Here is a 13,210-nt window from a genome sequence, read left to right as displayed (position 1 = left end):
AATGAAAAACATATGTCATGGAATTCATTTCATCATCTAGACTTTTGTCAGTATATCAAAACCCGTTTCCGTAATCGCAATCGTATGTTCAAAATGAGCACACTTTTTCCCATCTACCGTTACAACCGTCCAGTTATCAGCCAATGTTTTCACATATCGGCTGCCAGCGTTAACCATCGGTTCTATAGCGAGAACCATACCAGGCTTCAGCCTAGGTCCTTTGTTTGGCGGACCGTAATGAGGAATTTGCGGATCCTCATGCAAGTCTTGACCAACACCATGTCCGACATACTCCCTAACAACTGAAAACTGCTCATTTTCGACATACGTTTGTATTGCGTGGGAAATATTCGACAAACGTTCACCTGGTTTTGCTTCCTTCAAGCCTTTATATAAAGACTCCTCTGTCACTTCCAGCAGTCGTTTATCATCATCACTGATGTTTCCTACCGGATATGTCCAAGCAGAGTCACCATGATAACCATTTAATTTAGCACCGATATCAATGCTGATAATGTCACCGTCACGCAAAACCCTTTTACCGGGAATTCCGTGAACGAGTTCTTCATTAACTGATACACAAATGCTCCCGCGAAACCCATTATACCCCTTAAAAGATGGGATTGCACCCTGCTTCTCAATAAAACGTTCGGCAATTTGATCCAATTCTTTTGTCGAGATTCCTGGTTTAATGTGCTTTTTCATCTCTTCATGAGTCAAAGCCACGATTCGCCCTGCTTCCCGCATGATACCAAGCTCACGAGGGGTCTTACAGATAATCATTTGCTCAATCCTCCAAGAAGCTCTTTCACATCTTTGTACACGTCGTTAATGTCCTGCTGGCCATTGACGTTGACAAGATACCCTTTCTCAGAATAAAAATCGAGTAAAGGCTGCGTCTGCTTCATGTTGACCTCAAGCCGTTTTGAGACGGTTTCCTCATTATCATCTGCCCGTTGATAAAGGTCTCCTCCGTCTTTATCACAAACACCCGGCGTTTTCGGCGGATTGAAAACCAAATGATAGGTTGTGCCGCAAACACTGCAAATTCTGCGTCCAGTCAAACGTTCCATTAAAGAGTCTTTGTCTACTTTAATGTTAATGACATAATCAATCGGCTTGCCGTATTCCTCAAGAATGTTTTCAAGAGCTTCAGCCTGAGCGACTGTTCGCGGAAATCCGTCCAGAAGAAAACCTCTTTCACAATCATCTTTGCCGAGTCTTTCTTTGACAATGCCGATTGTGACTTCGTCCGGTACGAGCTCGCCTTTATCAATATAAGACTTTGCTTCGAGTCCGAGTGGTGTTTCTTCTTTCATAGCAGCACGGAACATATCTCCCGTTGAGATATGAGGTATCCCATAATCCTCAACAATTCGTTCTCCCTGTGTGCCTTTACCGGCTCCAGGAAGTCCCATTAAGACTAAGTTCATTCGGATTTCCCCCGTCCTCTCTTATTTAGAGGAATGGTTAAAACCAGTCCTCTAATTTTTCATAAATCCTCGGTAATTACGTTTCACTAACTGGCTCTCCAGCTGCTTCATTGTCTCCAAGGCTACCCCGACGACAATTAACAATGATGTTCCGCCAATCTGTGCACTTTGAGGCAATCCAGCGAATTGAATGAAAAAGATAGGAAGAATGGAAATCACGGCTAAGAATATAGAACCCACAAACGTAAGTCGATACAAAATGCTCGTAATTCTATCTTGAGTCATTTTCCCTGGACGAACCCCCGGGATATAGCCACCCTGTTTTTTTAGGTTATCAGCCATTTGTTCAGGGTTTACCTGCACAAAAGCATAGAAGTACGTAAAGGCGATAATTAATGCGACATAAACCGCCATGCCCACCGGATGTGTATTGTCAAAGTTGGCTTGAATCCACTTTGTCACATTGTTTTCTCCGAAAAATGACGCGATAGTACGCGGCGTAATAAGAAACGCAACCGCAAAGATTACCGGAATAACCCCTGCCGGATTCACTTTAAGCGGAAGGTGAGTTGACTGGCCTCCGCCAACAGGTGAACGACCTTGCCCTTTTGCATATTGAATCGCGATTTTGCGTACGGCCTGCTGAATGAAAATAACACCAACAATAACGGCCAAAATCGCAGTCACCAGTAAAGCGATTTTTACAATATGAATAAACAGCTGATCGCTGCTGCCGACAAATTGAGTCTCATAAATCTGCCCAACAGTTTTCGGAATACTAGCCACAATCCCCGCGAAGATGATGATCGAAATTCCGTTACCTACTCCATTGGAAGTAATTTGTTCTCCCAGCCACATTAAAAAAGCAGTTCCTCCAGTGAGTACTAAAGCAATAATCAGATATGTCGATATGCCGGATTTTTCAATCAGCATACCGTTTGCCAGGTTGTTAAACCCGTAAGACATACCTAATGCCTGGATAAAACCAAGCACAATCGTAAAATATCTCGTGAACTGAGCTAATTTACGGCGGCCGACTTCACCTTGCTTAGACCACTCGGTAAACTTCGGCACAACATCCATCTGAAGCAGCTGGATGATGATTGAAGCAGTGATGTAAGGCGTAATTCCCATCGCAAAAATGGAGAACTGATAAAGCGCACCGCCGCCAAATGTATTAAGGAGATCAAAAACCCCCATCGAACTTTGTGTCTGCAACGCCTGAGCATTTACATATGGCACAGGGATAAACGCACCTATGCGAAAGACGATTAGCATGAGTAATGTAAAAATGATTTTATTCCGAATATCACTCACACGCATAAAGTTGGAGATTGTCTTAAACAAGTTAGATCACCTCAGCTGTACCGCCAGCAGCTTCAACAGCTTCTTTCGCAGAAGCAGAGAATTTATTGGCTTTTACAGTTAATTTTTTCTCTAATTTACCGTTGCCAAGAATCTTTACTCCTGCATTAAGTTTGCTAATAACACCAGTCTCAAGAAGAAGTTCAGGAGTGACTTCCGTTCCTTCCGCAAAACCGTTCAATTTGTCTACGTTCACAATAGCGTATTCCTTACGGTTGATGTTTGTAAAACCGCGTTTAGGAAGACGTTGGAATAAAGGCATTTGTCCCCCCTCGAATCCAGGGCGTACACCGCCGCCAGAACGAGCGTTTTGACCTTTGTGACCTTTACCAGCTGTTTTACCGTTACCAGAACCAATACCACGACCTACGCGATTGCGTACTTTACGTGAACCTTCTGAAGGCTTTAATTCATGAAGTTTCATTAGGACACCTCCTTAGCCTATAATTTATTTTTATTGTTCTTTAACAGAAACTAGATGAGATACTTTATTAATCATACCGCGGATCGCAGCGTTATCTTCATGAACGACAGTTTGGTTTGTTTTCTTTAAACCAAGTGTTCTTACAGTAACGCGCTGATCTTCCGGGCGACCGATTACACTGCGTTTGAGGGTAATTTCTAATTTAGCCATTAATGTTCCCTCCTTATCCTAACAGTTCTTCTACAGATTTTCCACGAAGCTTCGCAACCTCTTCGGCACGTTTAAGCTCACTTAAACCTTGAAGTGTTGCACGGATCATGTTGATCGGTGTGTTAGAACCTAAAGACTTAGAAAGGATATCAGCAACGCCAGCAAGCTCAAGTACCGCACGTACAGGGCCTCCAGCGATAACTCCAGTACCTTCAGAAGCAGGTTTCAACAAGATATTGCCTGCACCGAAACGTCCGATGATTTCGTGTGGAATCGTAGTTCCAACCATTGGTACTTCAATCAAATTCTTTTTCGCATCTTCAACAGCTTTGCGGATGGCTTCAGGTACTTCTTGTGCTTTACCAGTACCGAAACCTACGTGACCGTTTTTGTCACCGACAACGACTAGAGCTGCGAAACGGAAACGACGACCACCTTTAACAACTTTCGCTACGCGGTTAACCGTAACTAAGCGTTCTTCTAACTCTAATTTGCTTGGGTCAATACGACGCATAATCATGTGTCCCTCCTTTTTTTATTAAAATTTCAGTCCGGCTTCACGAGCTGCATCGGCCAGAGCTTTTACACGTCCATGGTATAAGTATCCGCCGCGGTCAAATACTACGTCAGAAACACCTTTCTCAGAAGCGCGTTTCGCAACGAGTTCACCGACTTTAGCAGCAGCAGCGCTGTCACCAGTGCTTTCCACGTTCAAATCTTTATCGAGAGTAGAGGCACTAGCAAGTGTAACGCCATTTACATCATCGATGATTTGAGCATAAATGTGTTTGTTTGAACGGAACACATTCAGACGAGGTCTTTCAGCTGTGCCTGAAAGTTTAGCACGAACACGGGCATGTCTTTTTTGACGAGCAGCATTTTTGCTAGTTTTCGTAATCATCCTTAGGTCACTCCTTTCTTCACTTTAAGCGGTCTTACTTAGCAGATTTACCTTCTTTACGGCGAACAACTTCACCTTCGTAGCGGATTCCTTTACCTTTGTAAGGCTCTGGAGAACGTACAGCGCGGATGTTAGCAGCGATAGCTCCTACACGCTCTTTGTCTGTACCTTTTACAACTACTTTAGTTTGAGAAGGAACTTCGATTTCGATGCCCTCTTCAGGAACGATCTCAACAGGGTGAGAGTATCCAACGTTTAAAACAAGTTTGTTTCCGGATTTAGCCGCACGATAACCGACACCGACTAATTCCAAACCTCTTTCAAATCCTTTAGATACGCCTTCAACCATGTTTCCAAGCAGACTGCGAGTCGTACCATGCAGCGCACGGTGCTCTTTGTGATCAGAAGGACGAGTAACTGTAAGCACGTTGTCCTCAATTTTGATTTCCATATCAGGATGGAAAGTACGAGTTAATTCTCCTTTTGGTCCTTTTACAGCTACAGTGTTGCCTTCGTTCAGCGTTACTGTAACTCCAGAAGGGATCTCAAGCAGTTTTTTACCTACACGAGACATACTAAAACACCTCCATTCTTGTTAAACTTCTTACCAAACGTATGCTAGAACTTCTCCACCAGCTTGTTTTGCACGGGCTTCTTTGTCCGTTAAAACACCTTGTGATGTAGAAATAATCGCGATTCCAAGACCGTTAAGTACGCGAGGTACTTCATTTGATTTAGCGTATACACGCAAACCTGGTTTGCTGATTCTTTTAAGACCAGTGATAACGCGCTCGTTGTTTTGTCCGTATTTCAAGAAAACGCGGATGATACCTTGTTTGCTGTCTTCTACGAACTCAACGTCACGAATGAAACCTTCACGCTTTAAAATGTCAGCAATTTCTCTTTTCAATTTAGAAGCAGGAATTTCAAGCTTCTCATGACGTACCATGTTTGCATTGCGAATACGAGTCAGCATATCTGCAATTGGATCTGTCATAACCATTATATAATTACCTCCTTCCCATTCTTGGGGATTACCAGCTGGCTTTTTTCACGCCAGGAATTTGTCCTTTATATGCAAGCTCACGGAAACAAATACGGCAAAGTTTAAATTTACGAATGACTGAGTGCGGACGTCCGCAGCGTTCACAGCGAGTGTACTCTTGCACTTTAAACTTTGGTGTACGTTGTTGTTTCGCAATCATTGACTTTTTAGCCACGATTTCGCCTCCCTTTCATTGATTATTTCTGGAACGGCATACCTACTTGAGTTAATAGCTCACGAGCCTCTTCGTCAGAGTTAGCAGTCGTTACGATAACGATGTCCATTCCGCGAACCTTTGTTACTTTATCGTAGTCAATTTCAGGGAAGATTAACTGTTCTTTAATACCAAGAGTGTAGTTTCCGCGACCGTCGAAAGATTTCTTAGAAATCCCGCGGAAGTCACGTACACGCGGTAAAGATACAGAAATAAGTTTATCAAGGAAATCATACATGCGCTCTCCGCGAAGAGTTACTTTCGCACCGATAGGCATTCCCTCACGAAGACGGAATCCAGCAATTGATTTCTTCGCACGAGTAACGACAGGTTTTTGACCTGCGATAAACGTTAATTCTTCAACAGCACTGTCGATTGCTTTCGCGTTTTGAACAGCATCACCGACACCCATGTTGATTACGATTTTTTCGATTTTTGGCACCTGCATAACAGAGTCGTAGTTGAACTTCGTCATTAAAGCAGGTGAAATTTCTTTATTGTACTTTTCTTTAAGGCGGTTCATGAGATAGACCTCCCTTCCTTTAAATACTATTTATCTAAGACTTGCCCAGATTTTTTTGCAACACGAACTTTTTTGCCATCTTCCACTTTGTATCCTACGCGAGTCACTTCACCTGTTTTAGGATCGAGCGGCATAACGTTTGATACATGAATTGGCGCCTCTTGATTAGAAATACCGCCTTGAGGGTTTGCTTGAGTTGGTTTAGAGTGCTTCTTCACCATGTTTACGCCCTCAACTAGAACGCGGTCCTTTTTAGGGAAAGCAGCAAGGATCGTACCTTGTTTGCCTTTATCTTTACCAGAGATAACCATTACTTTATCGCCTTTTTTCACATGCATCCTGATCGCACCTCCTTGAGTAAGGCATTTATTTCATTAGATAACTTCTGGAGCCAGAGAAACAATTTTCATGAAGTTGTTTTCACGTAATTCACGGGCAACCGGTCCGAAGATACGAGTTCCACGCGGGCTCTTGTCGTCACGGATGATAACACATGCATTCTCATCGAAGCTGATGTATGATCCGTCAGTTCTGCGTGCTCCGCTTTTTGTGCGAACGATAACAGCTCTTACGACTTCACCTTTTTTGACAACGCCTCCTGGTGTTGCTTGTTTAACCGTGCAAACAATTACATCACCAATGTTAGCCGTTTTACGTCCAGAACCGCCAAGAACTTTAATAGTAAGTACCTCACGCGCACCGGAGTTGTCAGCAACTTTTAAACGAGTCTCTTGTTGAATCATTATTTGTTACCTCCCTTCGGAAAAAGAATTCCGAACTTTATTAGATAATAACAGCTTCTTCGACAACTTCTACTAGACGAAAACGCTTAGTTGCAGATAATGGACGAGTTTCCATGATCTTTACGATGTCTCCGATTTTAGCTTGGTTATTTTCATCATGTGCTTTGAATTTCTTTGAGTATTTTACGCGTTTACCGTAAATAGGATCCTTTTTGTATGTTTCAACAACAACAGTGATGGTTTTATCCATTTTGTCAGAAACAACACGGCCTTGGTAAACTTTGCGTTGGTTACGTTCGCTCATGCTCACGACCTCCCCTCAGTGATTATTTGTTGGCAGCAATTTCTCTTTCACGAATCACAGTTTTCATGCGCGCGATAGCTTTGCGCACTTCACGAATGCGAGCAGTATTTTCAAGTTGTCCTGTCGCTAATTGAAAGCGAAGATTGAAAAGTTCTTCTTTAAGAGACTTTACTTTTTGTTCAATTTCAGCAGTGGTAAGGTCACGAATTTCATTAGCTTTCATTTGATTCACCACCAATTTCTTCACGTTTTACGAACTTCGTTTTAATTGGCAATTTGTGAGATGCAAGACGAAGAGCTTCACGAGCTACCTCTTCAGACACACCAGAAATTTCAAATAAAACTTTGCCCGGTTTTACAACAGCTACCCAGCCTTCAGGAGCCCCTTTACCGGAACCCATCCGTACCTCAAGCGGTTTAGCAGTGTAAGGTTTTGAAGGGAAAATTTTAATCCAAACTTTACCGCCACGTTTCATGTAACGAGTCATCGCAATACGTGCAGCTTCGATTTGGCGGTTCGTGATCCAAGAAGCTTCAAGAGCCTGGATACCGTACTCACCAAAATGTACTTCAGTACCGCCTTTAGCGCGACCGCGCATTTTTCCGCGATGCTCTCTGCGATATTTAACGCGTTTTGGTAATAACATATTATTTTCCTCCTTCCTCAGTTTTCTTCTTAGTAGGAAGAACCTCTCCACGATAGATCCAGACTTTTACACCAAGCTTACCGTAAGTTGTGTCAGCTTCAGATGTTGCATAGTCGATGTCAGCACGTAAAGTGTGCAATGGAACAGTTCCTTCACTGTAGTATTCAGAACGAGCAATGTCAGCTCCGCCAAGACGGCCGGAAACCATTGTTTTCACACCTTGTGCTCCAGCACGCATAGTGCGTTGGATTTGTTGTTTCTGCGCACGGCGGAAAGAAATACGGTTTTCTAGTTGACGAGCGATGTTGTCAGCTACAAGCTGAGCATCAAGATCTGCTCTTTTGATTTCAAGAATGTTAATGTGTACACGCTTGCCAGTAAGGCTGTTAAGGGCTTTACGAAGTGCTTCAACTTCAGATCCGCCTTTACCGATTACCATACCAGGCTTAGCAGTGTGGATCGTAATGTTAACGCGGTTTGCTGCGCGCTCGATTTCTACTTTAGAAACAGAAGCGTCAGAAAGGCGTTTGCTAATGAATTCACGAATTTTTAAATCTTCGTGCAGGAAGTCAGCGTAATCTTTACCAGCGTACCACTTAGATTCCCAATCACGAATGACTCCGATACGAAGACCGACTGGATTTACCTTTTGACCCACTACTTATCCCTCCTTCTTTTCTGATACAACGATTGTAATGTGGCTCGTACGTTTGTTGATTTGGCTCGCACGTCCCATAGCACGCGGGCGGAATCTTTTTAACGTTGGGCCTTCGTCAACAAATGCCTGAGAAATAACCAGATTGTTAGCGTCCATCTCGTAGTTGTGCTCAGCATTTGCGATAGCAGATTTTAAAACTTTTTCGATGATCGGAGAAGCAGCTCTCGGAGTTAAGTTCAGGATAGATACTGCTTCGCCTACTTGCTTACCTCGAATCAGGTCCATTACTAGACGTGCTTTACGAGGAGCAATACGGACTGTTCTTGCAACAGCTTTAGCTTGCATTTAAAAGCCTCCTCTCTTAGCGTCTTGTTTTTTTATCGTCACTGGCGTGGCCTTTGTAAGTACGAGTCGGTGCGAATTCGCCCAACTTGTGGCCTACCATGTCTTCAGAAATGAATACAGGCACGTGTTTACGTCCGTCATATACTGCGATAGTGTGACCGATAAATTGTGGGAAAATAGTTGAACGGCGAGACCAAGTTTTTACAACTTGTTTCTTGTCCGTTTCATTTAATTTCTCGATTTTTGTCATCAAGTGTCCATCGACAAATGGTCCTTTTTTCAAGCTGCGAGCCATTTTGGAACCTCCCTTCGTGATTGCACTACGGTCCGAAATGAACCGTAGACAACCCCGTTATTTATTTTTACGACGACGTACGATAAATTTATCAGATTTGTTCTTTTTCTTACGTGTCTTGAATCCAAGAGTCGGTTTGCCCCAAGGAGACATTGGTGATTTACGTCCGATTGGCGCGCGACCTTCACCACCACCGTGCGGGTGATCGTTAGGGTTCATTACAGAACCGCGGACTGTAGGGCGGATGCCTTTCCAGCGAGAGCGTCCTGCTTTACCAACGTTGATCAGTTCGTGCTGCTCGTTACCTACTTGACCGATAGAAGCGCGGCAAGCAGAAAGGATCATGCGAACTTCACCAGAGTTAAGACGTACAAGAACGTATTTGCCTTCTTTACCAAGAACCTGAGCAGATGTACCAGCTGAACGTACAAGCTGTCCGCCTTTACCAGGTTTTAATTCAATGTTATGCACAACTGTACCAACAGGGATGTTGATAAGCGGAAGTGCGTTACCTACTTTGATGTCAGCTTCAGGGCCGGACATGATTTCAGTACCTACTTGAATTCCTTTTGGTGCAAGAATGTAACGTTTTTCTCCGTCTACATAGTTGATTAGTGCAATGTTAGCTGAACGGTTTGGATCGTACTCAACTGTAGCAACGCGTCCAGGTATACCATCTTTATCGCGTTTGAAGTCGATAACACGGTATTGGCGTTTGTGTCCGCCACCTTGGTGACGTACAGTCAATTTACCTTGGTTGTTACGTCCGCCTTTTTTGTGAAGGGGCGCAAGCAAGGATTTTTCCGGCTGGTCAGTCGTGATTTCAGCAAAATCTGAAGTTGTCATGCCACGACGTCCGTTAGAGGTCGGTTTATACTTTTTAATCGCCATTTTGAATTTCCCTCCTTCTTTTTACAGATAATTAAGCTTCAAAAATTTCGATTTCTTTGCTGTCTGCAGTAAGTTTTACGATCGCTTTTCTGCGACGGCTAGTCATACCAGTGTAGCGGCCGACACGTTTTGATTTCCCCTTGTAGTTCATGATGTTGACTTTGTCAACTTTCACTCCAAAGATACTTTCAACTGCATCTTTCACTTCTGTTTTATTAGCTCTTACATCAACTTCAAAAGTATATTTTTTTTCAGTCATTAAATCAGCAGAACGTTCAGTAATGACGGGGCGCTTAAGAACATCACGAGGATCTTTCATTATGCAAGCACCTCCTCTACTTTTTCAACCGCAGCTTTTGTAATCAGAAGCTTCTCGTGGTTGACAACGTCTAACACGTTGATTCCGTTAGCTTGAACAACTGTAACTCCAGGGATGTTGCGTGCAGAAAGAGATACTGCTTCGTTTGCATCCGCAGTTACGATTAAAGCTTTTTTCTCAACAGATAATCCTTTAAGGATAGCTGCCATTTCTTTTGTTTTAACCGTATCAAGAGTAAGATCTTCAAGAACAATAATGTTGTTGTCGTTCACTTTAGAAGACAATACTGATTTGATTGCCAAGCGGCGAACTTTTTTAGGTAATTTGTAAGAATAGCTGCGTGGTGTTGGGCCGAATACGACACCACCCCCGCGCCATTGCGGTGAACGGATTGAACCTTGACGGGCACGACCTGTACCTTTTTGACGCCATGGTTTGCGACCTCCGCCGCGTACTTCAGAACGATTTTTTACTTTGTGAGATCCTTGACGTAAGGAAGCTCTTTGCATAAGAATAGCGTCGAATACTACGCTCTCATTTGGCTCAATTCCAAATACAGACGCGTTTAATTCGATATCACCAGCAGTAGAACCGTTTTGGTTGTATAATGCTACTTTTGGCATGATCAATTTCCTCCTTTCCTAAGAGACTTATTTAGATTTAACAGCACTTTTAACAGTGATTAAAGTTTTTCTCGCACCAGGTACGTTACCTTTAATCAAAAGAAGATTGCGCTCAGCATCTACTTTTACGATTTCAAGGTTTTGGACAGTGATTTGATCTCCGCCCATGCGTCCAGGTAATAGTTTACCTTTGAATACACGGTTAGGATCTACAGGTCCCATTGAACCAGGACGACGGTGGTAGCGTGAACCGTGAGACATAGGTCCGCGAGATTGTCCGTGGCGCTTGATTGCACCTTGGAAACCTTTACCTTTAGATACTCCTGTTACATCTACGATTTCTCCTGCAGAGAAAATTTCAACCTTGACTTCCTGACCAATTTCATACGCATCCATATCCACGCCGCGTAATTCTTTAACGAAGCGCTTAGGAGCAGTTTCCGCTTTTGCAACGTGTCCTTTTTCCGGTTTGTTTGAAAGCTTTTCACGCTTATCGTCAAAACCAAGCTGGATCGCTTCATAGCCATCATTTTCAGCTGTTTTCTTTTGAAGAACAACGTTTGGAGCTGCTTCAATAACAGTTACCGGGATAAGATCACCGTTCTCTGCGAATACTTGCGTCATACCAATTTTTCTTCCTAAGATTCCTTTGGTCATTCGTCACACCTCCTATTAAGATCATTCTATATTTTAGAATTAAAGTTTGATTTCGATATCGACACCAGATGGTAAGTCTAATCGCATGAGAGCATCAACAGTTTGTGGTGTTGGGTTCACAATGTCGATTAAACGTTTATGTGTACGCATTTCAAATTGCTCACGAGAATCTTTGTATTTGTGCACCGCACGAAGGATTGTGTAAACTGATTTTTCAGTTGGCAACGGAATCGGACCAGATACGCTGGCACCAGAACGTTTTGCCGTTTCAACAATCTTCTCTGCAGATTGATCAAGGATTCTATGATCATATGCTTTTAAACGAATACGAATTTTTTGTTTTGCCATTATTTTCCCTCCTTTTCGCCTACATCACGTTAGACAGTTCTCCGTGAGAAAAACCTGATCACCTTGCCATGGCAAAGCGGCCGGGTGTGTCAGCAACCTCTCACTTCATCGCAGTCAAAGACCAACATACACTATTATACAGAAAATAGACGTATGTTGCAAGGTTTATTTAAAGAACCTTGTGGTTTTCACACTTTGATTATTATACAGGTGATACCATGATTAATCAAGGATATGCCTGTTTTCTTTCAGAGATGGAACGATGCGAACCGGCTGACAACTTCGGCAAAGCGATCCGGTTCCTCCAAGTGAGGCGAATGGGCTGAGTTCTCAAACCAATGCCATTCTTTATACGGCGCATCAACCTTCTGATAATATTCATAAGACGTCGTCCCCGGGACCGTCAAATCGTATCTCCCTGACATAAAACAGCACGGTATTATAATAGAAGAAACTGATTCCCCGGCATCAAAGAAAATGAGATCCTCCCACAGGTGTTTCAAGCTGAACATTTGTCCCCGCGCGGCTAAGATGCTCCCTCTCACACCGTACGGTTCACCAAACAGCATTCGCCCCCCCGCTTTTAGAGCACCAATCGGATGATGGGTAAAGCCCCCTCCCCTCATCTCGATACAAAGCAGAAATAACGTTCGCTGCAGCTGTTTCTCCCATGGAGGCGCTCCGATAAAGCTCAGCGTCTTTTCCAGCAGGAAATGTTTGCGTTGCCTGCTCCATTCCATCATCAGCCGGTAAGCTTCCGTTTCTTCCTTTTGAATATTAACCACCTGACTGATACCGATATACCCATAATACAAATCAGGCCTTTCTTGAAGAACATGAAGCGCCAGAACTGAACCCCACGAATAGCCGGCGATATATATTTTTTGCCTGCTGAATTGCTTGCATAAGCGTTCGGTCAAATGAATGGTATCGTCTGTCAGCTGATCCAAAGTCATAGATGAATCCGGAATTTCCTTTGAATAAGAGAGACCCGCCCCTCTCTGATCCCAGTTCACAACGGTGAAATGCTTTTCCAGCTTATTCTGGTATTTTCTCGCATAGCCGATTTGAGGCGTGCCGGGACCGCCGTGCAAAAACAAAAGCAACGGATTACTCCTGTCATCACCATTAATCATAGTGGTTTGTTCACTGCCATTAATCAGCAATTGCTGAAGCATTGAAATACGATTGGTTTTCTTGAAGTTATCGATCATCGCTCTGCTCCTAAAATTTGTATACGTTCTATTATACATGGAATCAGCGGG

25 protein-coding genes are annotated in these 13,210 nt (G+C 43.3%); all 25 read right to left on the bottom strand.

Annotated elements, in window-relative coordinates; translation table 11 throughout:
* Positions 1-36: 36 nt before the first annotated feature.
* Positions 37-783, bottom strand: coding sequence for a type I methionyl aminopeptidase (map, locus tag U2H13_RS00840; RefSeq protein WP_007410408.1), 747 nt, complete (start codon positions 781-783; stop codon positions 37-39).
* Positions 780-1,433, bottom strand: coding sequence for an adenylate kinase (locus tag U2H13_RS00835; RefSeq protein ID WP_007410407.1), 654 nt, complete (start codon positions 1,431-1,433; stop codon positions 780-782). The genes map and U2H13_RS00835 overlap by 4 nt, the downstream gene beginning before the upstream one ends.
* Positions 1,434-1,484: 51 nt before the next feature.
* The gene (gene secY / locus U2H13_RS00830) at positions 1,485-2,780 is read right to left on the bottom strand and encodes a preprotein translocase subunit SecY (RefSeq protein WP_376700621.1); all 1,296 of its coding nucleotides are present in this window, start codon (positions 2,778-2,780) and stop codon (positions 1,485-1,487) included.
* A 1-nt stretch (position 2,781) separates the two neighbouring features.
* Positions 2,782-3,222 carry a 50S ribosomal protein L15 gene (gene rplO, locus U2H13_RS00825; RefSeq protein WP_003156499.1) on the bottom strand — a complete coding sequence of 147 codons (441 nt, stop codon included), beginning with the start codon at positions 3,220-3,222 and terminating at the stop codon, positions 2,782-2,784.
* Positions 3,223-3,252: 30 nt separating this feature from the next.
* Positions 3,253-3,432, bottom strand: coding sequence for a 50S ribosomal protein L30 (gene rpmD / locus U2H13_RS00820; protein ID WP_003156497.1), 180 nt, complete (start codon positions 3,430-3,432; stop codon positions 3,253-3,255).
* Positions 3,433-3,445: 13 nt separating this feature from the next.
* Positions 3,446-3,946, bottom strand: a complete 501-nt coding sequence (gene rpsE / locus U2H13_RS00815; RefSeq protein ID WP_003156493.1) for a 30S ribosomal protein S5 — start codon at positions 3,944-3,946, stop codon at positions 3,446-3,448.
* A gap of 24 nt (positions 3,947-3,970) precedes the next feature.
* Complete coding sequence (gene rplR / locus U2H13_RS00810) at positions 3,971-4,333, bottom strand: 50S ribosomal protein L18 (RefSeq protein ID WP_003156492.1); 363 nt, start codon at positions 4,331-4,333, stop codon at positions 3,971-3,973.
* Positions 4,334-4,367: 34 nt separating this feature from the next.
* A complete protein-coding gene (rplF, locus tag U2H13_RS00805) occupies positions 4,368-4,907 on the bottom strand; it encodes a 50S ribosomal protein L6 (protein ID WP_003156490.1) in 540 nt (179 codons plus the stop codon).
* Between the two features lie 30 nt (positions 4,908-4,937).
* Positions 4,938-5,336: a 30S ribosomal protein S8 gene (gene rpsH, locus U2H13_RS00800; RefSeq protein ID WP_003156489.1), complete on the bottom strand. Its 399-nt coding sequence runs from the start codon at positions 5,334-5,336 to the stop codon at positions 4,938-4,940.
* 31 nt (positions 5,337-5,367) lie between these two features.
* Positions 5,368-5,553, bottom strand: a complete 186-nt coding sequence (rpsN, locus tag U2H13_RS00795) for a 30S ribosomal protein S14 (RefSeq protein WP_003156488.1) — start codon at positions 5,551-5,553, stop codon at positions 5,368-5,370.
* 22 nt (positions 5,554-5,575) lie between these two features.
* Positions 5,576-6,115: a 50S ribosomal protein L5 gene (rplE, locus tag U2H13_RS00790; RefSeq protein ID WP_003156487.1), complete on the bottom strand. Its 540-nt coding sequence runs from the start codon at positions 6,113-6,115 to the stop codon at positions 5,576-5,578.
* A gap of 26 nt (positions 6,116-6,141) precedes the next feature.
* Positions 6,142-6,453: a 50S ribosomal protein L24 gene (gene rplX / locus U2H13_RS00785; RefSeq protein WP_003156486.1), complete on the bottom strand. Its 312-nt coding sequence runs from the start codon at positions 6,451-6,453 to the stop codon at positions 6,142-6,144.
* Positions 6,454-6,489: 36 nt separating this feature from the next.
* Positions 6,490-6,858 carry a 50S ribosomal protein L14 gene (gene rplN, locus U2H13_RS00780; RefSeq protein ID WP_007410404.1) on the bottom strand — a complete coding sequence of 123 codons (369 nt, stop codon included), beginning with the start codon at positions 6,856-6,858 and terminating at the stop codon, positions 6,490-6,492.
* Between the two features lie 40 nt (positions 6,859-6,898).
* Positions 6,899-7,162, bottom strand: coding sequence for a 30S ribosomal protein S17 (rpsQ, locus tag U2H13_RS00775; RefSeq protein WP_003156484.1), 264 nt, complete (start codon positions 7,160-7,162; stop codon positions 6,899-6,901).
* Between the two features lie 22 nt (positions 7,163-7,184).
* On the bottom strand, positions 7,185-7,385 hold the full coding sequence (rpmC, locus tag U2H13_RS00770; protein ID WP_003156482.1) for a 50S ribosomal protein L29: 201 nt from the start codon (positions 7,383-7,385) through the stop codon (positions 7,185-7,187).
* Positions 7,375-7,809, bottom strand: a complete 435-nt coding sequence (gene rplP / locus U2H13_RS00765; protein ID WP_003156478.1) for a 50S ribosomal protein L16 — start codon at positions 7,807-7,809, stop codon at positions 7,375-7,377. Before rplP ends, rpmC begins: the two co-directional genes overlap by 11 nt.
* Position 7,810: 1 nt before the next feature.
* Complete coding sequence (gene rpsC / locus U2H13_RS00760) at positions 7,811-8,467, bottom strand: 30S ribosomal protein S3 (protein ID WP_003156476.1); 657 nt, start codon at positions 8,465-8,467, stop codon at positions 7,811-7,813.
* A 3-nt stretch (positions 8,468-8,470) separates the two neighbouring features.
* Positions 8,471-8,812 carry a 50S ribosomal protein L22 gene (gene rplV / locus U2H13_RS00755; protein WP_003156475.1) on the bottom strand — a complete coding sequence of 114 codons (342 nt, stop codon included), beginning with the start codon at positions 8,810-8,812 and terminating at the stop codon, positions 8,471-8,473.
* A 16-nt stretch (positions 8,813-8,828) separates the two neighbouring features.
* Positions 8,829-9,107 carry a 30S ribosomal protein S19 gene (gene rpsS / locus U2H13_RS00750; protein WP_003156472.1) on the bottom strand — a complete coding sequence of 93 codons (279 nt, stop codon included), beginning with the start codon at positions 9,105-9,107 and terminating at the stop codon, positions 8,829-8,831.
* Positions 9,108-9,164: 57 nt separating this feature from the next.
* Entirely contained in the window at positions 9,165-9,998 is an 834-nt protein-coding gene (gene rplB / locus U2H13_RS00745) for a 50S ribosomal protein L2 (RefSeq protein ID WP_003156470.1), read from the bottom strand.
* Between the two features lie 31 nt (positions 9,999-10,029).
* Positions 10,030-10,317, bottom strand: coding sequence for a 50S ribosomal protein L23 (gene rplW / locus U2H13_RS00740; protein ID WP_003156467.1), 288 nt, complete (start codon positions 10,315-10,317; stop codon positions 10,030-10,032).
* Complete coding sequence (gene rplD / locus U2H13_RS00735) at positions 10,317-10,940, bottom strand: 50S ribosomal protein L4 (RefSeq protein ID WP_007615239.1); 624 nt, start codon at positions 10,938-10,940, stop codon at positions 10,317-10,319. Before rplD ends, rplW begins: the two co-directional genes overlap by 1 nt.
* A 27-nt stretch (positions 10,941-10,967) precedes the next feature.
* Positions 10,968-11,597, bottom strand: coding sequence for a 50S ribosomal protein L3 (gene rplC / locus U2H13_RS00730; RefSeq protein ID WP_007410402.1), 630 nt, complete (start codon positions 11,595-11,597; stop codon positions 10,968-10,970).
* 39 nt (positions 11,598-11,636) lie between these two features.
* Positions 11,637-11,945 (bottom strand): 30S ribosomal protein S10, encoded by a 309-nt coding sequence (rpsJ, locus tag U2H13_RS00725; RefSeq protein WP_003156464.1) that lies wholly within the window; start codon positions 11,943-11,945, stop codon positions 11,637-11,639.
* Between the two features lie 248 nt (positions 11,946-12,193).
* The gene (locus U2H13_RS00720; RefSeq protein ID WP_021494148.1) at positions 12,194-13,159 is read right to left on the bottom strand and encodes an alpha/beta fold hydrolase; all 966 of its coding nucleotides are present in this window, start codon (positions 13,157-13,159) and stop codon (positions 12,194-12,196) included.
* Positions 13,160-13,210: the final 51 nt, after the last annotated feature.

It is taken from the genome of Bacillus sp. A1, assembly GCF_042296235.1.
Lineage (GTDB): Bacteria > Bacillota > Bacilli > Bacillales > Bacillaceae > Bacillus > Bacillus velezensis.
Note: the sequence above shows the minus strand (reverse complement) of the source record. Positions and strands in the feature narration are given on the sequence as shown.